The organism is Peptostreptococcus porci (genome assembly GCF_009695815.1).
In the GTDB taxonomy this organism is placed as follows: Bacteria; Bacillota; Clostridia; order Peptostreptococcales; family Peptostreptococcaceae; genus Peptostreptococcus; species Peptostreptococcus porci.
On record NZ_VUNE01000002.1, the window covers coordinates 14,754 to 40,534 of the forward strand.

Annotated in this window: 25 protein-coding genes; all 25 read right to left on the bottom strand. The window is 33.7% G+C overall.

Annotated elements, in window-relative coordinates:
• Positions 1 to 297 precede the first annotated feature (297 nt).
• Positions 298 to 447 carry a YvrJ family protein gene (locus tag FYJ71_RS04110; protein ID WP_154537561.1) on the bottom strand — a complete coding sequence of 50 codons (150 nt, stop codon included), beginning with the start codon at positions 445 to 447 and terminating at the stop codon, positions 298 to 300.
• Positions 448 to 507: 60 nt separating this feature from the next.
• The gene (locus FYJ71_RS04115) at positions 508 to 735 is read right to left on the bottom strand and encodes a DUF2922 domain-containing protein (RefSeq protein WP_154537562.1); all 228 of its coding nucleotides are present in this window, start codon (positions 733 to 735) and stop codon (positions 508 to 510) included.
• Positions 736 to 751: 16 nt separating this feature from the next.
• Positions 752 to 973, bottom strand: coding sequence for a DUF1659 domain-containing protein (locus tag FYJ71_RS04120; RefSeq protein WP_154537563.1), 222 nt, complete (start codon positions 971 to 973; stop codon positions 752 to 754).
• Positions 974 to 1,291: 318 nt separating this feature from the next.
• Positions 1,292 to 1,885, bottom strand: a complete 594-nt coding sequence (locus tag FYJ71_RS04125; RefSeq protein ID WP_154537564.1) for an ECF transporter S component — start codon at positions 1,883 to 1,885, stop codon at positions 1,292 to 1,294.
• A gap of 177 nt (positions 1,886 to 2,062) precedes the next feature.
• Positions 2,063 to 2,650 (bottom strand): ATP-binding cassette domain-containing protein, encoded by a 588-nt coding sequence (locus FYJ71_RS04130; RefSeq protein ID WP_154537565.1) that lies wholly within the window; start codon positions 2,648 to 2,650, stop codon positions 2,063 to 2,065.
• 100 nt (positions 2,651 to 2,750) lie between these two features.
• Positions 2,751 to 3,512, bottom strand: a complete 762-nt coding sequence (locus tag FYJ71_RS04135) for an ABC transporter permease (RefSeq protein ID WP_154537566.1) — start codon at positions 3,510 to 3,512, stop codon at positions 2,751 to 2,753.
• Positions 3,478 to 4,482, bottom strand: a complete 1,005-nt coding sequence (locus FYJ71_RS04140; protein ID WP_154537567.1) for an ABC transporter substrate-binding protein — start codon at positions 4,480 to 4,482, stop codon at positions 3,478 to 3,480. The genes FYJ71_RS04135 and FYJ71_RS04140 overlap by 35 nt, the downstream gene beginning before the upstream one ends.
• Before the next feature lie 49 nt (positions 4,483 to 4,531).
• Positions 4,532 to 4,888 (bottom strand): hypothetical protein, encoded by a 357-nt coding sequence (locus FYJ71_RS04145; RefSeq protein WP_235899069.1) that lies wholly within the window; start codon positions 4,886 to 4,888, stop codon positions 4,532 to 4,534.
• A gap of 177 nt (positions 4,889 to 5,065) precedes the next feature.
• Positions 5,066 to 5,824 carry an ImmA/IrrE family metallo-endopeptidase gene (locus FYJ71_RS04150; RefSeq protein ID WP_154537568.1) on the bottom strand — a complete coding sequence of 253 codons (759 nt, stop codon included), beginning with the start codon at positions 5,822 to 5,824 and terminating at the stop codon, positions 5,066 to 5,068.
• A complete protein-coding gene (locus FYJ71_RS04155) occupies positions 5,814 to 6,164 on the bottom strand; it encodes a helix-turn-helix domain-containing protein (protein ID WP_154537569.1) in 351 nt (116 codons plus the stop codon). The genes FYJ71_RS04150 and FYJ71_RS04155 overlap by 11 nt, the downstream gene beginning before the upstream one ends.
• 210 nt (positions 6,165 to 6,374) lie before the next feature.
• On the bottom strand, positions 6,375 to 7,727 hold the full coding sequence (locus tag FYJ71_RS04160) for a peptide MFS transporter (RefSeq protein WP_154537570.1): 1,353 nt from the start codon (positions 7,725 to 7,727) through the stop codon (positions 6,375 to 6,377).
• Between the two features lie 536 nt (positions 7,728 to 8,263).
• Positions 8,264 to 9,235 carry a sulfite reductase subunit C gene (gene asrC, locus FYJ71_RS04165; protein WP_154537571.1) on the bottom strand — a complete coding sequence of 324 codons (972 nt, stop codon included), beginning with the start codon at positions 9,233 to 9,235 and terminating at the stop codon, positions 8,264 to 8,266.
• 19 nt (positions 9,236 to 9,254) lie between these two features.
• The gene (asrB, locus tag FYJ71_RS04170; protein ID WP_154537572.1) at positions 9,255 to 10,055 is read right to left on the bottom strand and encodes an anaerobic sulfite reductase subunit AsrB; all 801 of its coding nucleotides are present in this window, start codon (positions 10,053 to 10,055) and stop codon (positions 9,255 to 9,257) included.
• Between the two features lies 1 nt (position 10,056).
• On the bottom strand, positions 10,057 to 11,055 hold the full coding sequence (asrA, locus tag FYJ71_RS04175; RefSeq protein WP_154537573.1) for an anaerobic sulfite reductase subunit AsrA: 999 nt from the start codon (positions 11,053 to 11,055) through the stop codon (positions 10,057 to 10,059).
• Between the two features lie 125 nt (positions 11,056 to 11,180).
• Positions 11,181 to 11,858: a Crp/Fnr family transcriptional regulator gene (locus FYJ71_RS04180; RefSeq protein ID WP_154537574.1), complete on the bottom strand. Its 678-nt coding sequence runs from the start codon at positions 11,856 to 11,858 to the stop codon at positions 11,181 to 11,183.
• Positions 11,836 to 12,834: an ATP-binding cassette domain-containing protein gene (locus tag FYJ71_RS04185; RefSeq protein ID WP_154537575.1), complete on the bottom strand. Its 999-nt coding sequence runs from the start codon at positions 12,832 to 12,834 to the stop codon at positions 11,836 to 11,838. The genes FYJ71_RS04180 and FYJ71_RS04185 overlap by 23 nt, the downstream gene beginning before the upstream one ends.
• Before the next feature lie 123 nt (positions 12,835 to 12,957).
• Positions 12,958 to 13,656, bottom strand: a complete 699-nt coding sequence (locus tag FYJ71_RS04190) for a GTP-binding protein (protein ID WP_154537576.1) — start codon at positions 13,654 to 13,656, stop codon at positions 12,958 to 12,960.
• 163 nt (positions 13,657 to 13,819) lie between these two features.
• Positions 13,820 to 15,043, bottom strand: a complete 1,224-nt coding sequence (locus FYJ71_RS04195; RefSeq protein WP_154537577.1) for an ABC transporter substrate-binding protein — start codon at positions 15,041 to 15,043, stop codon at positions 13,820 to 13,822.
• 380 nt (positions 15,044 to 15,423) lie between these two features.
• Positions 15,424 to 15,822: a thioesterase family protein gene (locus FYJ71_RS04200; protein WP_154537578.1), complete on the bottom strand. Its 399-nt coding sequence runs from the start codon at positions 15,820 to 15,822 to the stop codon at positions 15,424 to 15,426.
• 23 nt (positions 15,823 to 15,845) lie between these two features.
• Positions 15,846 to 18,179: a cell wall-binding repeat-containing protein gene (locus FYJ71_RS04205; RefSeq protein WP_235899070.1), complete on the bottom strand. Its 2,334-nt coding sequence runs from the start codon at positions 18,177 to 18,179 to the stop codon at positions 15,846 to 15,848.
• Between the two features lie 307 nt (positions 18,180 to 18,486).
• Positions 18,487 to 20,010, bottom strand: coding sequence for a ribonuclease Y (rny, locus tag FYJ71_RS04210; RefSeq protein ID WP_154537579.1), 1,524 nt, complete (start codon positions 20,008 to 20,010; stop codon positions 18,487 to 18,489).
• 320 nt (positions 20,011 to 20,330) lie between these two features.
• Positions 20,331 to 21,386, bottom strand: a complete 1,056-nt coding sequence (gene recA, locus FYJ71_RS04215) for a recombinase RecA (protein WP_154537580.1) — start codon at positions 21,384 to 21,386, stop codon at positions 20,331 to 20,333.
• A 74-nt stretch (positions 21,387 to 21,460) separates the two neighbouring features.
• Complete coding sequence (gene pgsA, locus FYJ71_RS04220; RefSeq protein ID WP_154537581.1) at positions 21,461 to 22,000, bottom strand: CDP-diacylglycerol--glycerol-3-phosphate 3-phosphatidyltransferase; 540 nt, start codon at positions 21,998 to 22,000, stop codon at positions 21,461 to 21,463.
• Positions 22,001 to 22,010: 10 nt separating this feature from the next.
• Positions 22,011 to 23,327, bottom strand: a complete 1,317-nt coding sequence (gene rimO / locus FYJ71_RS04225) for a 30S ribosomal protein S12 methylthiotransferase RimO (RefSeq protein WP_154537582.1) — start codon at positions 23,325 to 23,327, stop codon at positions 22,011 to 22,013.
• A gap of 1 nt (position 23,328) precedes the next feature.
• A complete protein-coding gene (locus tag FYJ71_RS04230; RefSeq protein ID WP_154537583.1) occupies positions 23,329 to 25,779 on the bottom strand; it encodes a DNA translocase FtsK in 2,451 nt (816 codons plus the stop codon).
• Positions 25,780 to 25,781: the final 2 nt, after the last annotated feature.

The window sequence follows — 25,781 nt, forward strand, 5'->3', positions numbered from 1 at the left end:
TTACCATCTATAATTATAGTATCAAATTTCTAGCTCATTTTCAAAAGTTTTTCGCTATTTTTAGCAATATTTTTTTATTTTGTAAAGTATAATTTACATTTTTATTACTTTACCGAACTTGTTCCGGTTTCTCAGTATATTTTTTCGTTTTTGCCGAACTTTTTAGGTTTTTGCCTTTATAGTCAAAAGGGTATTGAAAAAATCTTCAATACCCTATCTGACAAATTTTATTTTTAAATCAGCCTATTGTATATCATCATTCTTAGTATGATGATAGCTTATTCACGCTTTTAGGGTTTATATTCTTGCCTCGATTATCTTGGATAATTCTGTTATGCTTTCTGTCAATTGATCCATTTTAGACTCCATCCTGACTAGCAAGTATATGGATATAGCAATTGGAAACCCCACGTTTTGAATTATCGAAATAATATTTTGAGAGTCCATTTTTTCCCCCTTTTATATTTTTATATATGTCAATTTGGTGGATGATTTATTACTGATTGGCTACTCTAGTATCAAATCTATCTTTTCAGTTGTCGTACTTGTAATCTTTGCATCAATAGTTCCTACTATTGCCACACCACCTGGAATTATCAATGAATTATCTACTATATAATCCATGACTTTCTTGATTTCCTCTTCTGTTACATTTGCTCTAGGAGCTCTAAGAGAAATTGAAAAAGCTTTGTTATCTTCCTTTTTGAATCTCATTAGCAATATTTTGTTGTTCATATTTTATCCTCCCTCATTATGCCTGTACTACTTTTTCCACTTGTGATTTATATACCTCTGATAACTCCAATTCCTGAAGACTTGCCAGCTTTGTTCCCAATTCTAGCAACTGATCCTCTGTTATAGCTGGATTGATATCCTTAAACGATATCATCTTGTACTTTGGTTTTCCACTTGCATTTAAACCGTTGATTAACTTCACTCTTAGTGTTATTCTTTTGTCTCTTAATTGTGCCATGTTTTTCCTCCTTTAGCTTTATTGAATCTAGATTCTTTCTTTGTAGGTTCCCCTTACCCACAAGTCTATTGTAATATTTTCGTTCAGAAATTGTTACCAAAGCTATGGTAAATATCGGATTTTTTTTAGCTTTTTTATCCAAAATTTGGTTACATTTTTTTCATTTTTTATCTTTTGAGCATAGAAAAAGGCTCGATGATTACACTCATCAAGCCCTTTTTATTAGCATTTTATATTCTTCTATTTTGGAAGGTCCGCACATCGGGCATTCTTCCCCAAATATCACAAACGTTTATATTTTGTCTATTTGTATTATGTCTAAAATTTATTAGTTTTTTTCAAAATCACAACAACCGATGACACTATTACTCCTGCCAAGATTGCTTCTGGCAGTCCATTTGTCACAGCTATCATTCCGATTATCTTGCCTGCCGAGCCTGTTTTGCCTATTGCTTCAACATATCTTTGCCCATATAACAGATAGATACTTCCCAGCACACCGACTGTATTCATTAGAGAGCCTACCACCCCTGTAATCGCCAATGATACCTTCTCCTTTGAAATAATCCTGCTGAGAATCGTGTACACATAGTATGTCGCAATCCCCATTATCACTCTTGGCAATACAGAAATCAATGGATTCATCAGCACAAAAGATATGACAGTAGGTGCCACAAATGCACGTACAAGACTCGTCATACCAAACATAAAGCCTATCATCATTCCAACCAATGGTCCTTCTATGATTGCACCTATTATTACTGGTATGTGCATTATTGTCAAATTAAGTGGACCGATTGGTATATACCCCAATGGTGTCAGTGATAATATTATGGAAACACCGGATAACACACCGATAATAACCAGCTTTCTAACATTGGTTTTCTTTTTTACGCTTACATTACTATTCATTTTTCCTCCTGTTCCAGTTCATAAAGATACCGGTCATTTAAAATTTTTTTGAACATTTTTAGTCGTTTTCCAATATTGGATAAACGCTTTTAATCCCCTTTATACTATACCAACGTTATGTCGATTAGTCAACTTTTCTACCTCAAGTTATTATTACATATTTGCAGTTTTCTGTTTCTACACCATATTACATATTTGCAGTTCTTTTGTTTTTTCTGCAAAATACTCTACTTCATCCTTATTGTGTGTTATTATTATAGCCGTCTTTCTTTTTATATTTTGAATGACAAAATTCATCACTATTTCTTTTGTTTCGTCATCAAGCCCTCTAAATGGCTCGTCCATTACTATCAAATCAAATTCAATCAAAAATGCTCTCAATATGGATATCCTTCTTTTCATTCCTCCACTTAGTTCGCTAATTTTGGTTTCTAAGGATTGAAATAAACCAATTTTTTCCATTTTTTCTATAATTTGCTTACTATTAATATGTGAGTCGACCGTCATTTTGAAATTAGAACCAATTGTCATGTTTTCCATCAATCTATCTTCTTGAAAAACCACGCTGATTTTTTTCCCGTCCAAACCCGATATTTCACCTGTGTCGATTTTTTCGAGTCCGAGAACTATTTTTGAAAAGGTCGTTTTTCCTGATCCCGACTTGCCAAGCACAAATGTTGTTTGACCTTCTCTGATTTCAATATTGAAGTTTTTCAATACGGTTCTGTTGCCGTATGATTTTGAAATATCTTTAAATATTATCATAGCCACTCCTCTATATCTTCCTATTTCAGTGCATCTCAAACCACTTCGATCTATTTTTAACTACTTCAATTTATTTTTAACTACTTTAATCTACTTTCAACTACTTTAATCTACTTTCAACTACTTCCAGCATATACATAAATAGTCGTCTAAACAATATGCTAATTACAACTATTGTCATAGTCCAAGCAAATAAATCGGACGAGCTGAGGTAAATTTTGGCATTGTATAGATTTTCACCGATAGTCCCTTTTGGTATTCCTATCACTTCTGCAGCAACACCAGATTTCCAACAAAGACCAAGTGAAATGCTACATCCTGCTTTTAGATATTTCATAACCTCTGAAACGTACAAATATCTAACCTGCCTAAGTCTATCTACATTGAATACATTTACCATTTCAATCATTTCTTTGGGGATATTTTTGATTCCAGTGTGGCAATTATCGTATATTACTGGAAGTACCATCAAAAACGATATAAGGGTGGACAGGTATTTTGTCGATACCCAAATCAGACACAATATAATGAAAGAAACTACTGGAACTGACTTTATCATGTCCATCATCGGTTTGATGATAGCTTCTATGATTTTATAGTTTGTCGAAAACATCGCAAGCACGACTCCAGTAATCAACGATAGCAAAAATCCAAGTATTATTCTAAAGGATGAATTTGTTATCGCAATCCAGAACTGATGTTCAAATATCAACTCTGATAGTCGTTTTATAGCCGAAAAAGGAGATACTAATAGTATCTCCTGATTTATTTCAACACTTAAAACTTGCCAAACTATTATCCAAAAAATGAATCCTATGTATTTTGTTTTACTTAGTTTCTCCAATATAATAGAAATCCTCATTTGGCAATTTTCCTCCTACTGATTGTGGATTGGCTTTGCTCAATACTTCTAGGTATCCAGAAAGCTTGTCTTTCATTTCAGAGCCTTCTATAAATGTAATATTACAAAATGGAATTGCCTTTTTGGCAATAGGCTCTGGGACTATATCTTTTGCAGCTATCAGCTTTGCTGCTTCATCTACATTGTTATTTGTGAAATCTACTGATTTTTTGTATTTGCTCATAAAATCTGCCACCTTTTGTGGATATTTCTCTACAAAATCCTTATTCGCCACTACAACACCCATTATCAAGGCACTTTTGCTTCCATTCTTCTGAGCCGCCTTATCCCATTCTTCTGAAAGATTTAGAACTGATTTCAGGCTTGGACTCTTTGTAGTCGCAACAGTGACAAATGGTTGTGGCAATATGGCTACTGCACCTTTATTTTTCATCAGTGTTTGCAATGCCTCTGTATGTTCGGTTTTGTAGTCAACCGTAACATCCTTTTGTGGATCAATTCCATTTGCTTGAAGTATGTAGTTAAGTGTGTACTCTGGTGATGCACCTTTTCCACTTGAATATATAGTCTTTCCCTTCAGATCTGCAAGTGATTTCACTGTATCTCCATTTTCTACGACATACAAAACGCCAAGAGTGTTGATTGCCAGCGTTACCACCTTTCCTTTTGTCTTATTGTACAAAACGGATGACAAATTCGATGGAACTGCCGCTATATCAAACTCACCTTTTACGATTTTCGGTACAATTTCATCTACAGAATTTTGGATTGAGAAGTTGTAACCCTTTTCATCTCCATCATTCTCCGACATCATTTTTACCATACCCATTGATGTAGGACCTTTTAAAGCCCCAACTTTCGCCACCACTGCTGGCTCCTTGTTATCTGCTGAATCATTTACACTCTTGCAACCAGTGACTACACCCGCAGTCAAGACCAAGGATAACAATACTGATAATAACTTCTTCATTAGAAAACCTCCATTTATTATTTTTTTGATATTCTCATTATATCATAATTCAATATTTTAAAGCATTATTTTTTATATATTCTGTAAATGAGCTCGCACCCAATTTTCTTTTCTTGTTTATCATTTTTCTCCATATCTCATTGCCCTCTTTTTCAGTAATAATATTTTTGTCATATGCCTCTAATAATATATCTCCCGTTGTTAAATGCTTTAAAGAAAACAGATTTACGTAATTTGAAATATCTTTCAAATTATTGCTACCTAAAATACCTTCATGTTTCTTTGCCAATACGATTGAGGCTGCTTCTCCCTTTCCAATGATTTTATATCCTCTTTCAGGACGCTTTGTCATTTTACAAAACAATTCAAATTCTTCAGTATCAATTTCAATACTAAGTATCTCCACTGCATTTTTTTAATGAGTGAGTCGATTTTTTCTTTTAAATGAGTAACACATGGATTGCTTAGCTCATTGTATACTTCTTTTGGAATAACAATTTTTCCATAGTATAGCTTTTCCAAGATGCATTCATTATTTACCCATAAAAAAGCAGAAATGCAGTCTGTATCAAAAAATATTGAGTTAGTCAATATAGACACTCTCCTCTTCCTTGATTCCAAATACAATATCATCTCTAAAAGCATCTAGTAAAAGCTCCTCGTATTTTCCACAAGAGATAAATTCTCGCTCTAGCAATTTCTCAGACATCGAAATATAATGCCCCAAAACATTCATTCTTTTTCCCTCAGGTGTAGGTAAGTATAATGAAGTGTCATATCCCAATCTAGCAGCTACCTCAACTACACCTGATTCCATTTTACTTGATTGCTCTCTGTCAATTTCAGATTCATCAACTAGTCTAAACAGCATCGCTTTATGACTAACTCCGTAGTATTGCTCAAAATTTACAATATCTTCCAATCCTAGATTTGTTATATTGTGTTTGTTTTTGTAATCTCTAATTCTATTGTATAAGGATTGCTGAGGTACCAAAAAATACGATGCAAATTGATCTGCCTTCTTTTCATTCAAATCCCCTTTTCCTATTTGTGTCATACTAACAGTTGTAACCTTGTCATCATCAAAAAATAAGTGGTATAGCTCGTGAGCTAAGGAAAAACGTTGTCTTCCAAGCGACATTTCAGAATTTATGACTATGATGCTTGATTTTTCTCCTCTATAGCACAATCCACTAATATTCTTTCCCAAAGGATAGTGTACCAGAGTTAAATTATCAATATTTTGCACAACATGAAATATATCAATTGGTGAATATTCATCTTCTCCTATTTGCTTTCTAAGTCTATAAGCCTTATTGCTCAAATCCATTTTATCTAACATTGTCTTCTCCTTTTAATAATTTATCCATTTCAAATTGATTTATCACAATGCGATTGATTACTGCTAATGATTTTAAATCTTCACTCGATAACGAATTTGATCTAAAAGCAATAAAACACCTACTTTCTTCAACGTCCTCAGATATCAATGAATCTATAGAACAACAAAACAACGAAGCTAATTGTTCTAATACATCTGAGCTTATACTCCTTTCCCCCTTCTCCATCTTTGCCACCATACTTTGATCCATAGACAAAAATTCAGCTACTCTATTCTGAGTTAGATTTGACTCCAATCTATATTTTTTTATTTTAGCTCCAACATTTTTTAAATCAATCATAACAACACCTCCATCAATCCATTTAAGAAAAGTATAACAGCTTTTTGTCATAAAGTAAAGTATGTACATATATTATTTTATGACAAAAAGTTGGAGATTCTATTTTGATTAGATAAATTTGTTCATCATAAATTCATAGCGTTGAAAAAAGTAAATCACTTTCCTCAACGCTACGATTAGTATTGCTATATTCTTTTCAAATACTATTTTTTATTCTTCTACCAATGCAGACAATTTCTTATCCATTACAAAAAGTACGACTGATGCTCCAAATGCTATAGCTGCTACTATATAGCAAGCCACAGTAAATTTGAAGTTTCCACCAAACAGGAATCCATATGCATACCCATATAATTTTGCAGCTATAAAGGTACCTATTGACCATACAGACATCATTATACCAAGATATTTACTTGGAGAGTACTTACTGATAAATGAGTTTCCAAGTGGTGAGAAGAACATTTCTCCTAGTGTTAGAAATACTGCAAATAGGATCAACCAAAGAACACTCGCTTTCGCATCACCTCTTGTAATATCAATGAATGCGTAAAATAAATAGCTTAGTCCAAGTATTCCAATACCGATACCAGTTTTTCTAAATAATGATATATCTCCTTGAGGTCTTCTAGATAGTTTCATCCAAAAAGCAGCCATTACTGGTCCCAAAGCTATACAAATTAACGCATTTGCAGAGTCAAACCATGTTACAGGCACTTGGTAGCCACCTATTACCCAATTCATATTTTCTGCCCAATAGTAATACACTGGAAGATATGCTAGATACCAGAATATCCAGAAGATAATCGAGAACGAAGATACCAAAACTATTGCACCCATTCTCTTCTTTTCCATTTTTGTCAAAGGTCTGTTCTTGTCTTCACTCAAGTTTTCTCTTTTTTCCATTTCAATTTCTTCTTGAGTTTTTTCCATTATGAACGGACGACTACCTATTTCACCCAAATATTTCCAACATACAAAGAAATACCATAAAGCTCCCAATATCATGACAAGTGCTGCCAGCTTGAAGCATTGAGAAAATCCTAGCACTCCATTCTTGGCAAAAACATCCTTGTATAGGATACCCACGGCAAATGTACCGATAAAAGCACCAAGATTTACCAAAGTATACCTAAGTGAAAATGCTGAATCCATTTGTTTCTTGTCAGTGATTATTCTTCCAAGAAGTGGACCATTTTTGAACAAACCAAGTCCAAAGCTCACCAATAGGATCATCAAATAAATATGAACAATTCCAGTCGCAATCGATCCTACATAATAGCCTATACCTGTAATAATCATACCAACTGGAGTCGTATATTTCGCCCCAATAAATCTATCGACTATTACTGCACCAAAAATCGCTGCCAAATAAGAAAAAGCAGTCATGTTTGCCTGCATATTTGCACCGATTTTGTCAGATAATCCCAAACCACCATTTACCACTGCTGTAGTTACGAAGATTAGGATCAACGAACGTCCCAAATAGTATGCCAGACGTTCAAATGTTTCTGAGAAGCTACATACCCAGAACGCTTTTGGATAACCTTTTTTTACAGTTTCCATGAAAAAAATCCCCCATTATAATTTAATATTTATATAAAGCTCTTCTGCTTAATATACTTCTAATATTCATTATAAAAACAGATTTTTTACTTTCTTTTATAAAAACCATATACGCTGTTTTTTTATAAAGAAAATACTAATAAAAATCTATGATAATTAATATATCATAATGTATTTTCCAAATCAACTAAAATATTAATATATCAATTGATTTTATCTAAATATGATTAACTTTGATATTTTTTTATTTGTTAAATCTTAATTCGTTATTTTTATTAATTATTTAAATTGACAACTCGATGCTTCTTACCATCATTTAAAATTAACAGATTTTTCAAATAATTTTTTTGAAATCTACCTTTTTATACCATTTTGACCAGACTAATTTATTGTTATTTTTTCCAAATTCCATATTTTTTCACAAAAATTTCTACTATATTTGTACAAAAAAAGACGATATGTTCGTATGATATAAGTATTAACATATCGACTTTTTGATTTTTATTTTTCAATTTAAGACTTTAATTAAAAATAATCTAATCATATTTTACTCCAGACCAGTATATATTTTTTCTTTCAATTGTTTCAGTAGGAAGCTCTACATCTTTTAGTGCCCATTTCTTATATTCCTCGAATCCAGTTCTATCAATAATATATCCAATATGCTCTTTTCTATTTGGAGCATCTGGAGAAATATATTGCTCTACATAGTCATAAGTATTCTTTATTATTTTTATTATGCTTTCTTCGTCTACCCATCTCAACCAATCTTCAGCCAATCTTGGATTCTTTTTTCCAGTCCTTCCCATAATCATAAGCTTGTAATATTTTTTTGGACTTCTTGACCATGCAGCCATCGGACAATTTATGACACACTCTCCACAGCCAATACACTTTTCTTCATTTCTAACAATTTTATTATTTTCCATTTTTAATGCTCCAACAGAATAATTCTTGCACTTTTTTACACAAGCATTACACGCCACACATCTCGACATATCATATTCAGGCAAGCAGGTACCTATTATCCCAAAATCCTGCATTCTAGCCTTTATACAATCATTTGGACACCCAGTTAAGGCGACTTTAAAATGTAAATCGTGCGGAAATATGCTTTTTTCTATTTTTTTTGCAAATTCTGTGGTATTATATTGTGCTTTTGGACAGACCTTATTGCCTATACAAGCAGATATATTTCTTGTTCCTGCAGCTGAATAGCCTTTATTCTTTTCACTTTGATTTATTTCAAGTTTATCAATCAAGCCCTGTGCCATAGCATTTACAGCTTCCATATCCTCCATTTTTATACCAAGAATTTCAAACCCCTGTCTAGTTGTAATATGAATTTGTCCATCTCCATATTCTTTTGAAATTTTTGATACCAGCATTAATGCTTCCGGATCAATCAATCCACCTGGAACTCTAACTCTAAGAGAAGTCATATATTTATGCTTTGTTATCCTAAAGGCATTTTTCATCACTTTTTTCGTATTCAAATCTCTTATCATCTTTACACCTCATCTCAAATTAATCAGCCAAATTTTTTGCAAATTTGTAATTAAAAACTGGACCATCAATACAAATGTAAGTCGAATCCATCTTACAATGGCCACATTTTCCTATTCCACAATGCATTTTTCTCTCGTAGGACACCCATATATTTTCATCACTTATATTTAGCTTCTGTAGCTCAATAATGGAAAATTTCATCATCATCGGTGGACCTACAACAACAGCTGACACATTATCCAAGTCGGTAATACTGATATTTGGAATATATTTTGTAACCAGCCCCACATTGCCCTTGTAGTCATCGTCGGCACTATCAAGAGTAACAGTTATTTTTAATTTTTCACTCCATTTTTCCAAGTCTTTTTTAAACAGAATATCCTTTAGAGATTTAAAGCCGACGATTAACTCGAAGGATTTAAATTCATTTGGATTTGTATATACATACTCAACAATTCCTCTGACAGGCGCAAGGGCACTTCCTCCTGCAATAACTACCAAATCTTTTCCCTTGAACTCGTTAATATCGAATCCATTTCCATATGGACCTCTCAACAAAAGAGTATCTCCAATATCATATTTAAAAATATTACCAGTGACCTTCCCCACATTTCTAATAGTAAAATCAACGTAATTGTCGCCAATACCAGAAACAGATATCGGACTTTCTCCATGCATAGGAATAGATATTTCGTAAAATTGTCCAGGCTTCACTTTTTCAGTATTTGTTTTTGCTCTAAATGTCCATTCAATATCAGTATGCTTTATTATATCGATTATTTCGCATCCAACTGGGATGTATTTGTTTGATGTACACATATTATTTTTCCTCCTCAATGACATTATTAAGTTTTTCTATAGCTGACGAAAATGATATATATTGTGGACACATATCATCACATCTTCCGCATCCCACACACATATTCATACCAAAACGTTCCTTGAAATCATGAATTTTGTGCATTGTCTTGAATCTCATTCTTTCGCCTTGTTTATTTCTAAAGGAATGACCACCGGCAATATTCGTATAACCATCTACCTGACATGATGCCCACACTCTTCTTCTCTCACCGATATTTTCATTTTCTTTGTAGTATATATCTTGCATCGAAAAGCAAGTACACGTTGGACATGAGAAGTTACATCTACCACAGCCAATACATCTTGAATCATATTCGTTCCACATTTCATGATCCTTTATCTTCATAAAATCAACTTTTTCTGGAACATTCACCGAAAAGTTGTTTTCACTTACATAATCTAACTCAAATTCTGCTTCAACACCTTCAAAAACATTTAGACTCTCATCACAAATATCTAGAAAAATATATTCGTTGTCCAAATTCATACCCATATCATAATTTTCTGGTTTGTTTGTACCCATACTCACACAAAAACAGTTTCTGAAGCTTTCCTTACAACCAACAACTACAAACTTCACCTTATCTCTCAGCCTTTTGTAATAATAATCCTCTGTCCCATTTTCCAAGTATATTTTATCTATTCTTTTCACAGCGTGCATATCACAGGCTCTTAGAAATACGATAATGTCTTTTCGCTCAATTGCTGCCTCACGATAATCGTTTTCTACAAAATAGAATAACAACTGATTTATCGGCAAAAATGTTTCCTTTGCTGAAAAGTGTGATTTTCTTGAAAACTCCATTTCCTGAAAATTACTGACCTTATCATACCTTATAGAATCAGTATCAGAATGCGTTCCTCTTTTTTCAAAAACTCTTGGAGCATAAATATCATACTTGCTACTCAAGACACTTAGTCCATTATTGAACTGATCAATACTCAATTTTATTTTCATGTCAACTCCTCCAAAATAATACAAATCTTTTTTTCATGCTTTTACTTTATATTATCATCGCATAATAAAAAAAACCGTGATATATATCACAGTTTTTATAAAAAATCATTAAATTAACAAAAATACTATTGTTTAAAATATTTTATTGCTTCTTCCATATTTACATAGTATGATTTTTCGCAATAAACCACTATTTTATTTTGAATTAGTGATTTCATAGCTCTTGACAGCGACTCTCTTTGACATCCTAGCATTTTTGATAGAAATGTAATCGAAAGACCAACATCAAGTAGTACAAAATTATCAAATTTACCATCATCTATACCATATTCTAAACCTAATCGATACATTTTTGCTGCCAATTTTCTATCTAGATTTATACTAACTGAATTTTTTAGCTGCCTATAAAGACGCCTAATTCTCTTTTCCATGTATTCCATACAATTGCGTGCCAAGACATAATCATTCTTCATTATATCGTCAAAAATCGAAAATTCTATCCTATAAATTATTGATTTTTCAAAACCCCAACATTCAACAGCAGAGGTATTATTTCTCATAATTGGTTGATTTATCATGTCTCCTTCATCCAAAATAAATATTACTCTACTATCTCCACTTTCATTCTGCTTTAATAATGTTACCTTTCCTGAAATCAGAAAATACACATAGTTCAGCTTCTGTCTATCAGTGTATAGGCATTTGTTCCTGTCTAATGTAAATGATTCGCCCTTGTTTTTTATTTGCTCAAAGCTATCTTTTGATATCCCTTCAAATACCTTAATTTTCGACAAGTTCCCCATATCTCAATCGCCTTCTCATTTCTTGAATAACCTTATCCATCTCTTCCAACTCAACCAATCGTTGCTTTTCTTTTTCAGTCGTTTCTATTATTTCAGCTATACCACCATTATTGATGACAATTCTCCTATCAGCCAAAAGTGCTAGCATCGGATCATGAGTAGCCATCAAAACAATCTTATCAGATGATATCAACAGCTCCAATGCTTTTTTTCTATCTATTCCTGCATTTTCAATCTCATCTATCAATACGATTGGTGAAGACGAAAGTATTGCTGTGTCAGCGATCATCAACGCTCTGGATTGTCCTCCACTCAAAGCTGTAATTTGAGTGTCCATTCTAAATTTCTCTCCAGCCAGTTTATTTGCTTCAGATATGATTTTATCTACAGTTTGCTCTATGTTTTCAACCATTCTACTTTTTGCATGAAGCTCAAGAAATTCACTAACGGACAAATCCATTACAAAATTCATGTTTTGAGATAGCTGTGCGACCAATTTATTGTTCGATGAAAATCTCCATTTTTTATCCGGCAATTCACCATTGATCAGTATCGTTCTTTTTGTCGGTGTATCGGCCTGAGCAGTCCACTCTATATCAGCCAACAGCCTTGATTTTCCAGACCCTGTTGGTCCAACTATCGCAATCATCTCTGACTTTTTAATATCTAATCTCTCAAAGCCTTCTCTATCTCCAGATTTGTCGTTTCCTGGCAATATTGATAACACGTCTACACTATTGTCCTCTATCCCAAGAAATTCTTTCATCTGACTAATGTACTCTAAAAGGTCAATTTCAATTTTATTTAAATCAAGTGCGTATTCTTCAATTTGTTCTGGTGTAAAGTGTTCCAAAAATTCGATAAACGTTGATTCTCCATAATCAGATATGTCTAATTTATTTTCTTCAAAATAGTTACTAATGAAAGGGTACCTCGATACCAGCTCATCAAGTTTTAAATTATACAGCTCAGTCATATCTTCCTCCTATTATTACTGCTCTTATTCCAAATTATTTTGTTTATATTTTTGTTCCAAATTCATTTGTTTATTTTCTTGCCATAAATTCATTTGTTTTTATCAATGTTCCAACTCTTTTTATTAGTTTTCTTGTTCCAAATTCATTTTTCTAACATTTCCCATTTGGTATTGCTCTCCTATTCTAGTTTCTCCTAAACAGTATGAGCAAAGAGCAGATGGCATTGGAAATCTTAGTTTCATACCTTTTACAGTATCTATTTGTTTCTTTTCTTCCATTAGGAGTGTACCTAATTCATATGCACCCTGACCCGTAAGACCGTTGACGTGCATAGTAATCGCAGTTGGATTTACAGAGTTTACTTTTGAAGCAAATACTTCTCTTTCTGCCTGAGATACAATATCTCCCTTTGTAATAATTACAATGTCCGCAGATTTTAGCATTGGACCAATTTTCTTTGGTGTGTTTATTCCTGATAAATTATCTATTACACAAACCCCTTTTATTTCCTTAATATAAGGGGAGCATCTGTTACAAAGTCCTGCAGACTCAGTTATTAGTAAATCCAAATCCATAGATTTTCCCCACTGCACGACTTCCTCTATGTTGGATACAAAAAAGTGATCAGGACAAAGCGATCCAGAAAGTCCTTTTCTAACAGGTACACCTGCTTTTTCATAATAGATGTCATCGTCTGTGTGTAGACAATCAAACTTCACAACGCCGACCTTTATACCTACATTCTTTAGTGAATCTATAACCTTCAATATTATACTTGTCTTGCCCGAAGATGGGGGACCTGAAAAAACAACTAAATTCATATTTCACCTTTCTTTCAAAAAACTACTACTTTCTTTCAAAAAAACTAATAATATTATTTTTCAAAGCATTATATGTCATTCGTTTTAAAATATTATATGTTTTTTATTTTAAAATATTATATGTCTTTTATTTTAAAATGCTATATGCCTCTTGTTTCAAAATTTAATTGGCTATACTTTCATTAAAAACTTTTTCTATTTCCTCTATCAACGCTCCGATATCATTGCTTCTAATAAAATCCCATCCTACCCACTTGAAATTTTGTTCTTCTGAAAGTCCGTTATCGATCATTTTGTTTGTAGATGGAAATTTTCCATTTGCAGAGAAAACTCTTCCTACTTCCTCTGAATTGAAAAAATCGATTATCGGCTGGGACATCTCTCTACTGCTCTTTTTTGCAACCATAAATATCGGACTAATTATCGCTCCATCTTCTGGCCACACAGCAATTTGTTCATCTCCCTGAATCATCTGTGTGAAGAAATACGGAATAATGCTAACAGCAGGATTATTAGAGTTGTTCTTCCCTTTTGCTTTAACCATTTGAGCAGGATGGAGGTTTTTCATGTACGATCTAGCCAATCGCTTGATTCCGTCCATCCCATAATCTTTATAAAGATTAACCACCAATGCGTTGAATAAATCTAAATCTCCCATCGGAACTGCAACCGAATCTTCGAACTCCTCACTTAATATATCATCCCAAGTTTTTGGAATTTTTCTGCCCTTCAGTTCATTTTTGTTTACCAAAAATACTGCTGGTACGACTCCTGTTATCAGGTATTTTTTGTCTGGGTCTCTTAAATCTATTTTATCATTACAAAAATCTGAGTTCATCTCATCATTGCTTACTTCAAATACATCATTATCCAAAAACTGACCCATCAGCTTTTTATCGAAAAACAAATCAAAGCCTGCAGACATCAAAACATCTGGTAGTTTATTTTCATCTCCCATTTTTACCTTTTCAATTATGCTGTCAAGCCCCAAGTTTGCAGATTTTAAATCATGCCCAATTGTATAATTATATTTCGCTTTATTTTCATCCAACCATTCTTCAAATTTTTCCAGCAAAGGAATTCTAATTGGACAAGGTAACACACCTTCGACATTAATATCAAAATTACCTACATTCTTTTTAAAAAGATTAATGTCGACTCTACTATTTCTGCTATCTAAAAATGAAACTAGCTTTTCTTCAAATAATTCCACATTCATTTTTTTCATTTTTAAAGCCATCGCAAGGCTTACATTTTTTGACATTTTTTCAAAAATATCACTATTTGAAAATTGCTCAAATCCATTAGAAATAAGGAAATCCTTCACACCTGAATTTTTTTGCACAATATCAAAAATTTTATCATCTACTGAAAAGTATTTATTCATCTTGCCCTCCTATTATTACTATACATATTATCAATTTGCAGTTATATTGTGTAATTTCTTCTTTTTATTTTATCACTTCATTAGCATCATATCACTTCATTAATATCATATCACTTTAATTTTATATTACATCGCTTCAGCTTTATATTATACCATTTCGATTTTATATTATAGCACTTAACTGCTTTATTTAGTTATACATTATTATGTTGGTAATGTATGTTGTTGTGACAACCATTCTCAAAAATATAGATATTATTAAACACAACTAAATGCTAGTTGAAAAAAATAGAGTTCTAATCAATATAATTAGAACCAAGGAAAGCGTCATTTGACACTCCTTGGTTCAATAGATTTACAAATATTTACAATAGTTAATTTTACTTTGATACTTTTTCAAATTTTGCATTCACTTTTTCTAAGAATTTTTCATTATCTATAATAAATCTTTCGTGCTTTCCAACACCTATTTCTTCAATCTCATCAAAGCATTTAACAGAGAAAACAAGTCTTGATCTATCAATTTCGATCAACTCACATTCGCAAGTAACCTTCATACCCAAAGGTGTTGCTGCTTTGTGATTAGTAGATATCGAAATACCAACAGTGCCCTTCGAATCATCTAAAAACTGCTGTGCACACTCTTTACAAGTACACTCCATAAGCGCAATCATGTATGGAGTACCATAAACATCAAGTCCGCCACTTCCAGCAGCCGATGCTGTCAATTTTTCATCTACGACTATTTCTTTTGAATATTTAATACCTACTTCTAACATATTTCCTCCTTTGGCAATAATAATTATTTTTTAAGCGAATTTATAACTGAATTAGGAACATATTTCTCTCCACCAATAGCGATTATATTCCTAATTTTTGACTTTTTCACATAGTCAGAAACAACTGTTGGTGCATTATTTCTAGTTGTAAGTAATATTGGTTCATTATATTTACCTGCAACTGGACCAACGACAAGAGCGTCTGCAAATACTTCTCCAGATACTAGAAAAGCTCTGCTAGAATCTCCAAATTTTGATCTTGCAATCAGAACAGATGTTTCATATCTGTCCACCCCAGCAATTCTTTCATGTACGTGTGGCAACATCATTTCTGTAGATTTGGATATCGTGTTATACCCACCAATCAAGTAAACTCTATTTATTCCTAAATCCTTAAATGCAGCTTTGACCTTGTCAGATATAGAATCCTTCTTTACCAATAGTATTGGATATCCTTTACTTGCAGCAAATGGACTAATTGCCAGTGCATCCGGAAATACTTCACCTGATGCAATAACAGCTTTATTAAGATTTCCAGTTATTCCCACAACTCTTCTAGCCACCTTATCTGATGTCTCATATCTATCTGAACCAGATATTCTTTCTACTTCAGAATCAAAGTACTCAAGTTCTTTTTTTACATTTTCAGATACTGAATTAGGTCCACCAACTATTATTATTTCTTTTGCACCCAATCTTTTTATTTCATCTTTTATTATATCTTCCAATTTGTCGACATCAGTCAATAAAATCGGAGCATTCAACAGCTTTGAAAGCACTGTAGCAGTCATTGAATCTGGGAACAGATCCTTTCTTACAACTATTACAGTTTTTGCACTACTATAATATTTCTTTGATACATTTACAGATGTTTCTACCCTATCCTTTCCTGGAACTCTATCAACTGGAGGATTGCTCGGTGTTCTAGGTCTTTGTGGATTGCTTGGATTTTCTGGTTGTTTTGGCTTTTCAGGTTTTTTAGGATTTTCTGGCTTCTTTGGTTTTTCAGGTGTAGTTTTTTTCTTGTTAGTGACCTTGAAATTGATACCATTTACAAAACATATTTTATCGACACGAGGATTTCTATCTCTTGCCTCCATATCCATTGATACTGGAGTAGGATCATGCAATTCTCTACAGACCTCTACATTTTCAGATTCTATCTTTGCCTCATACCCGTTTGGTATACTTGGTTCATCTACAAAATATCTATACTCATATCCTTTTTCGTCATATTTCGGAAAATAATTAGGATATTTAGTTACCTTTTTATCATCACCACTGTCATGCATATCTGAGATTTCTTCATCGAAACCTATCATTGTAGGCATATACTCACGATCTCTATAGGAGTAATTTGCTCTAAATATATGATAGTCTTCCTTTTTTCCTTTTTCAGTCGAAAACCTTCCAATCTCTTCCGCCTTTTGCATACTTGCAGATTTTCTCATCAATCTCAATACAGTAGATGGGTAATTTTCACCATCTTGCCATATCTTGTTAATTTTGAATTCTCTATAATTAAGTGCATCGGCATGACCGTTAAAATTTACAACTGTAGATTTTTTTTCATCATTTTTCAACGGTATCTCGCCATAATTACCAGGTTCTGGAATAAATCCATGTCTTTCCATCTCAACCAATCTGTAATAGCCTGGATATAAATTGTCAAAAGACTTTGTTTCTCCTGCCTTTATTTTTATCGTTTCAACTCCTGGTACAGGCACTGGAATTGTGTATTGCTCTGGAAAATAAAACAATTGAAATGTAAATTCCAAAGGCTTTGCTGATTTGTCTGCAACAGTAGCCGAAGATTCGTTTCTCGAATTACCAGCGACATTCGCTACAACAGGAATTGAATCCCTTCCATAATTATTTTTTAGCAATTTTGTTACAGAAATCTTTCCTGTATGCTTATCAGTATAACTATTAGTAAAAATATTCTGCTTACCCAAAGAAACCGTCTTTTCTTTCTCCAAAACCCAGTTTGTATTAATTGGAGAACTATCTTGAGAGTTTTTATCACTAAAATCTTGTCTTACAACAAACTCATCATATAACCCTCTAGTTTTAGAATCTATCTGTATTACGACTTCATTCTTCTGTCTCTCAACATCATAGTTTTGTATTCCGATTAACTGTCCTGTTCCTTTTTCCTTGCCAAATAATTCCAGCGTAATACGTGGCTTTGACATAGTTTTTACATAGTCAGGAACACCATTAGGCATATTCCACTTTAGCTCAATTTTTAAACTTGAATCGTTTTCAGCATTTGAAGGCTCAATAGCTGCAAAGCTAATTGCAAGCGCAAGTACAAACGCCACAATCATCAATGGCTTTTTTAATATTTTTATCATTTCTTCACTCCCTATTTTTTATTTTCGCTATTTTAATAAAATAGCCATCCTCCAAATGAAATTATAAACCTATAGAGAAAAAAATTCAAGAGAAAAATTTATGATTTTCATTTTCATTTTTGACTTTTAACCGAAACAATAGTAAAATTATCAAATTATTACCAACCTATCAGCAAACGTTTGCTATTAATTTATCATAAATCATCAAATTTATCATCAATCCTCGATATCTTTCTATCTCATATAAAACAAAAAAACAGTACCAAAGTATTAACTCTAGTACTGCTATTTTTAATATTAATATTGCTTATTTCGCATAATCAGTGGCTCTTGTTTCTCTAATTATACTAACCTTAATTTGACCAGGATATTCTAGCTCGTCTTCTATTCTCTTCGTCATATCTCTAGCTAATAAGTGCATTTCTTCATCGTTTATTTCTTCAGGCTTAACCATTATTCTTACTTCTCTACCTGCCTGAATCGCAAATGATTTGTCAACTCCATCATATGAATTCGTTATTTCTTCAAGCTTTTCCAGTCTCTTGATATATGCCTCTAACGTTTCTCTTCTAGCACCAGGTCTTGCAGCAGAAACAGCATCAGCAGCCGTCACCAAAACAGCTTCTATCGACTGTGGCTCATAATCCCCATGATGCGTACTCATCGCATGAATTACATCCTTTGATTCCTTGTATTTCTTTAATAAGTCCATACCAATTTCAATGTGAGTTCCCTCTATTTCGTGATCTACTGCCTTACCTATATCATGTACCAAACCAGCTCTTTTAGCCAGCTTGACATCAGCACCAATCTCTTCTGCCATAATACCTGCAAGTATAGAAACTTCAATAGAGTGCTTTAATACATTTTGTCCGTAGCTTGTTCTGTATTTAAGTCTTCCAAGTAATTTTACAATTTCTGGATGAAGTCCATGAACACCAGTATCAAACATAGCCTGTTCACCAGCATCCTTTATAATAACTTGAACTTCTTTTTTAGCCTTTTCTACCATTTCTTCAATTCTGGCTGGATGTATTCTTCCATCACCAATTAGGTTTTCCAGTGCTATTCTGGCAACCTCTCTTCTTATTGGGTCAAAGCCAGAAAGTATTACGGCTTCAGGAGTATCATCGATTATCAAATCAATACCTGTTAGAGTCTCAAGGGCACGAATATTTCTACCCTCTCTACCGATGATTCTTCCCTTCATCTCATCATTTGGCAAGCTTACCACAGAAACAGTAGTCTCAGCTACATGGTCCGCTGAACATTTTTGAATGGCATATCCAATTATTTCTCTCGCTCTCTTATCGGCTTCTTCTTTGGCCTGCTGCTCTTTTTCCTTAATCATTAAAGACATCTCTCGTCTTACATCTCTTTCAGCATTTGAAAGGATAATTTCCTTTGCTTCATCAGTTGTAAAACCAGAAATACTCTCCAATTTTTGAAGTTGTTGATTTTTGATTTCCTCAATTTCAGATTCCTTTTTTGAAACTGCATCAGTCTTTCTCTGAAGGTTATTTTCCTTCTGCTCCAAAGACTGAATCTTTCTGTCAAGAGTTTCCTCCTTTTGAAGGACTCTCTTTTCATATTTCTGTACTTCATTTCTTCTTTCTTTGTTTTCTTTTTCACCTTCAGTACGTAATCTATGAATTTCTTCTTTTGCCTCAAGAAGCTTTTCTTTTTTAATAGTCTCTGAATCTCTATTGGCTTTGTCAACTATATCTCTAGCAATCGTTTCAGCTTGACCAACTTTTGCTTCGGAAATATTTTTTCTGACAAAATAACCAATCAATAGTCCTATTAACACAGCAACAACGCCTGTGATCATAATTTCCGTTGGAATTGCCTCCACCTCCTTAAAATTATTTTGTTTTCAAAGTTCTAATGTCTTATTATAAATGTTATTAATTTAATATGTTTTATTTTATAAAAAATAATAAATCAAACTCGGGAATTTTATCCCTCTTATTATTTTATAATTTTTTACAAACAATGTCAATTCTTTATGCAAATTCATATAAGTTCAAAAACAATTTTATTTGCCGTATAAAAAAATAGTACCGAAAATACCAATGCTGTTTGCGCCAGTATTTTCAGTACCACCCCAATTAATTTCAACTATATATATTGTTAAAACCTAATTTATTGCTAAAACTTAATCTGTTCTTCAACCTTTTCTGAATTATCAGTAGCGACTCCATCAATATCAGTTTTTAGACCATAGTATTCTCTGACCTTCATCTCAACATCAAAAGCCACCTCTTCATTGTCTTCGATGAATTTCTTTGCATTTTCTCTACCTTGTCCCATTTTTTCGTCATTATAGCTGTACCAAGACCCTGATTTTTTGATGACATCAACTCCTACTGCATTATCAAGCAAATCTCCTGACCTCGAAACACCTGTACCGTACATGATATCTACTTCTACCTGTTTAAATGGTGGTGCAACCTTGTTTTTAACGACTTTAATCTTTGTTTTGTTTCCAAGTATTTTTTCGCCTTGCTTTAACTGTTCCCCTCTTCTTACATCTATTCTAATAGTAGAGAAGAATTTCAAAGCTCTACCACCGGTTGTCGTTTCGGGACTTCCGAACATAACACCAACTTTTTCTCTCAACTGATTTATGAAAATTACAACGCAATTTGATTTCTTTATAGAACCTGTCAGCTTTCTCAAAGCTTGAGACATAAGTCTTGCCTGCAAACCAACGTGGCTATCTCCCATTTCACCATCAATTTCTGCCTTTGGAACTAATGCCGCAACAGAATCGACAACTAGAATATCGACTGCTCCAGATCTAATCAATGCTTCAGCAATATCCAAAGCCTGTTCACCTGTGTCTGGCTGAGATATTATCAAATTATCGATATCAACACCCAATGCTCTGGCATAAACAGGATCAAGGGCATGCTCGGCATCAATAAATGCAGCAATTCCATCGCCCTTTTGAGCTTCTGCAATACAGTGAAGTGCAACTGTAGTCTTACCAGAAGATTCTGGTCCGTATATCTCTATTATTCTCCCTCTTGGAAGACCACCTACTCCTAGGGCTATATCAAGACCGATTACTCCAGTTGATATTGAATCAACCTCCAAAGCAGCTGCCTCTCCAAGCTTCATTATAGACCCTTTTCCATGCTCCTTTTCAATTTTCGATAACGCCTCGTTTAAGGCATCCATTTTATTTTTATCTACCGCCATCTTCTTCTCCTTTAAAACAATATATTCTATCTCATCACTATATATTATTATAGCCTAAATTATTATTTTTTAAACTACCTATCTCCAAATATTTCCTTATTTTGTGAGAAGTATTCGTATCCTGAATATATAGTCAGCAAACAAGCTAAATATATAAGAAAAGTACCGATATTCAATACCAAACTCGAATCGATTTGAGCTCCAAATAATAACAAGACAATTGCTAACATCTGAGTAACAGTTTTCAGTTTTCCACTAATCCCAGCAGCGACAACTTTTCCATCTCCGGCTACGATGGCTCTCATTATGCTCACTGCCAATTCTCTCGACACTATAACAAGCACAATCCAACCAGGTACCAAAGCTTCTTCTATCAAGCAAATCAAGGCTGCGATTACCAATAGCTTGTCAGCTAATGGGTCCATAAACTTCCCAAAATCGGTTATCAAATTGTACTTTCTCGCAATCTTACCATCCAACGCATCCGTCAGAGCTGCAATAATAAATATTAACAGTGATATTCCAAATTTGTTATCCAGTGGCAAGTACATAAAAATAACAAAAATTGGAACTAAACAAATTCTAAACATAGTCAGCTTATTTGGTAAATTCATATTGTTCCTCCTACTTCAAAACAGCTCTTAAATCATACTCATATGAATCCTTGACAACTACAACGACAAAATCACCAGCATTCAGCTGTTTTTTCGTCTCTATATATACTACACTATCTATCTCCTCTGCGTCAAATTCAGTTCTGCCTATGTATAATGTATCATCAATCTGATCTTCTACCAATACTTTAAATTCCTTGCCTACCTTTGCTGAGTTTAATTCTTGAGAAATATCCTGTTGTACCATCATCAATCTTTCGAGTCTTTCAGTTTTGATATTCTCATCTAAGTGATTTGGCAATTTATCTGCTGGAGTATCTTCTTCTCTAGAATATGTGAACGCCCCCATCCTATCAAACTTCATTTCCCTAACGAAATCTATTAGATTCTCAAAATGTTCATCTGTTTCTCCTGGAAAGCCCACGATAAACGTAGTTCTTATAGTAGCATCAGGTATTGATTTTCTAATCATATTTATTTTTTGTGTCAATTCCGCCCTACTGGTATTCCTGTTCATCAGCTTTAATATCTTGTCGTCAGCATGCTGAATAGGGATGTCAAAATAGCTACATATATTGTCATTTTTTTCAATAACATCTACAATCTCTTGAGTAATTCCCTCTGGATATGAATACATCACCCTTATCCAATCAAAATCAATCTTGGACAGTTCGCCTAAAAGCTCTGCCAATGATTGCTTTCCGTACAAATCCACGCCATATGCAGTTGTGTCCTGAGCAATCACGACAAGCTCCTTTACGCCTCTCGCTCTTAATGTTCTTGCCTCTTCTAAAAGACTCTCAATATTTCTACTTCTGTATTTACCACGTAGCTTTGGAATAATACAGTATGTACAGTTGTTATCGCATCCCTCACCTATCTTTAAATATGCAATATGTGGAAGAGTAGAAACATATCTAGGCAAGCTTTCATCAAAAGTAAAATTGATATCTCCCATTTCTACAATCCCACATTCACTCATTAGTGAATCAACTACATCTGTTATTTTATCATAGCTTCCAGTGCCTACTATACCATCTATCTCTGGAATTTCACTTCTCAACTCATCTGGATATCGCTGAGCCAAGCATCCAGATACCAATAAGAATTTTATCACACCTTCATTCTTTAGCTCTGCATACTGTACTATGGAATTTATCGATTCCTCTTTTGCAGACTCGATAAATCCACAGGTATTAACTATTACTATATCTGCGTTAGAACAATCTCCAACTAATTGATGTCCCTTCTTGTTGAGCAAGCCCAACATTATTTCGGCATCCACCAAATTTTTTGAACATCCCAAAGATTCTAATGCTATTTTCAAACTAGTTCCTCCATTCATCATATTCTTCTTTTGAGATCAATACTTTTCTTGGCTTACTTCCCTCACTCGGTCCAATTATACCACGTTCTTCCATATCATCAACCAGTCTGGCAGCTCTATTAAAGCCAATTTTAAACTTTCTTTGTAGCATCGATGCAGAAGCCTGCCCACTCATGACAACAAAATCTATTACATCTGACAATAGCTCATCGGCTGAATCATCTTTCATAGTATTTACACTCGAAATAGATTGCTCGATTTCGTTTGAGAACTCCACTTCTCCAGCCTCACTCTTAACGTGATCTATTACTCTGTCCGACTCTTCCTCAGAAATAAAAGCACCCTGTAATCTGACTGGCTTGTTTGCACCCAAAGGATAGAACAGCATATCTCCCTTTCCAAGAAGTTTTTCAGCTCCGCCCATATCAATTATAGTTCTTGAATCTGTCTGAGATGACACTGCAAATGCAATTCTCGACGGAATATTCGCCTTTATTACTCCTGTAATGACATCTACTGACGGTCTTTGTGTCGCTACTATAAGATGCATTCCAGCAGCTCTCGCCATCTGTGCTAGTCTACAAATATAGTCTTCTACTTCATTTGAACTAACCATCATCAAATCCGCCAGCTCGTCTATTATTATAACAATCTTCGGAAGTGGATTGTCAGTCTTTTCATTGTAGCTCGATATATCCTTTACCTGAGCCTCTGCAAATAGATTGTATCTTCTATTCATTTCAGTCACAGCCCAATAAAGTGCGTTTGCAGCCTTCTTTGCATCCGTAACAACTGGAACTAGCAAATGTGGTATTCCATTATAATTTGCAAGTTCTACCACTTTTGGATCGATTAGCATCAGCTTTACTTCGTCAGGCTTAGATTTGTACAGAATACTTGTTATCAATGTATTTACACACACGGATTTTCCCGATCCAGTTGAACCTGCTATCAACAAATGTGGCATTTTTGCAATATCTCCAATTATTATTTTTCCCGAAACGTCCTTACCAAGCCCCATCGCAAGTGGAGATTTAAAGTTATTAAACTCAGGGCTTTCGATTATTTCCCTAATCGTTACCATTTGAGATTCATCATTCGGAACCTCAATACCTATTGCGCTCTTACCTGGAATTGGCGCTTCTATTCTTATGCTTTTCGCAGCAAGACTCAAAGCTATGTCGTCTGTTAGGTTTACTATTTTGCTAACTTTAACACCCGGCTTTGGTTGAATCTCATATCTGGTAATCGTCGGACCGACAGTGACTTGATTAATACTAGCATCTACTCCGAAATCCATCAATGTTCTTTCAAGCTTTCTAGCATTCTCAAGAACTTTCTTTTTTGATTTTTTGTCGTTCTTTTGTTCTACTTTTTTAAGCAAATTTATCGCCGGTTTTTTGTAATCGGCATACTTTAAATGCTCATTTTCCTGCTCTCCACTTTCAATGGCATCTCCAAAGCTTTCCACCTTAGACATTGATGAGCTTTTTTGAGGAGAATTTTTTTTAGGCAAATCTACATTTGGAAAAATACTGTCACTTATAGACTCTTCATTTTGCATTCTTTGTAGAATTTCTAAATCCGAAAGACTTTGAGTTCCTTCTAATATTTCAAGATAGTCATCATCGGCTTTATTGAATCCAACTATTTTTATAGTCTTATCATCCTCTTCCGAATAAATTTGCTCGTCATCAATGTCGTCAACACCATCTTCATCATTTTTTGAAGCAAATTTCGACCTAATTTTATCAAAAAAGCCAGTCTTTTCAGATAAAATATCCGTATCTTTATCTGTTTTATTCCTTTTAAATTTCAATTTTGAAATAAGCCCATTATTCTTAGATTGTCCAAATATAGAAATCAGCTCATTTATATTAATGTTGAATATATATAGTATCGTTATTAGTGTGGCGAATACTGTTAATAGCCAAGCTCCTACATATCCCAACATTCTTGTTAAATAATAGATAATAAATGAAGGTACCAAGCCTAGACCTTCGCCTGAAACACCCATTTTTATCAAATCTTGGAATACATCACCCTTTAAAGGACTCTCAGAAGGTGTCCTCGCATAATTAACCAAGCCATAATATATTATCAAAAACAATATTGCTATATAGAAAACTTTTGTCTTTCTGAATCTATCTATTCTCTCATTTCCATCAATAAAACCTAAAATACCCAACACAATCATAACGATTGGAACAATTATTCCCAAGCCACCAAACATTCCCTTTAGTATCATTTGGATTACTCTTGGCAAAATTGCACCAGATGAAGAGGACAGACCATAAATCAAGAACAGTCCCAAAAATATCAATATCAGATTATGGTATTCTCTATTTAAATGGATTCCTCTTTTTTTAGCTCTAACGGGTTTCTTTTTGCTTGATGAAGGTCTTTTCGCACCACTCTTTCCCGAATTTCCCTTAGTACCTCTATTTGCCATTT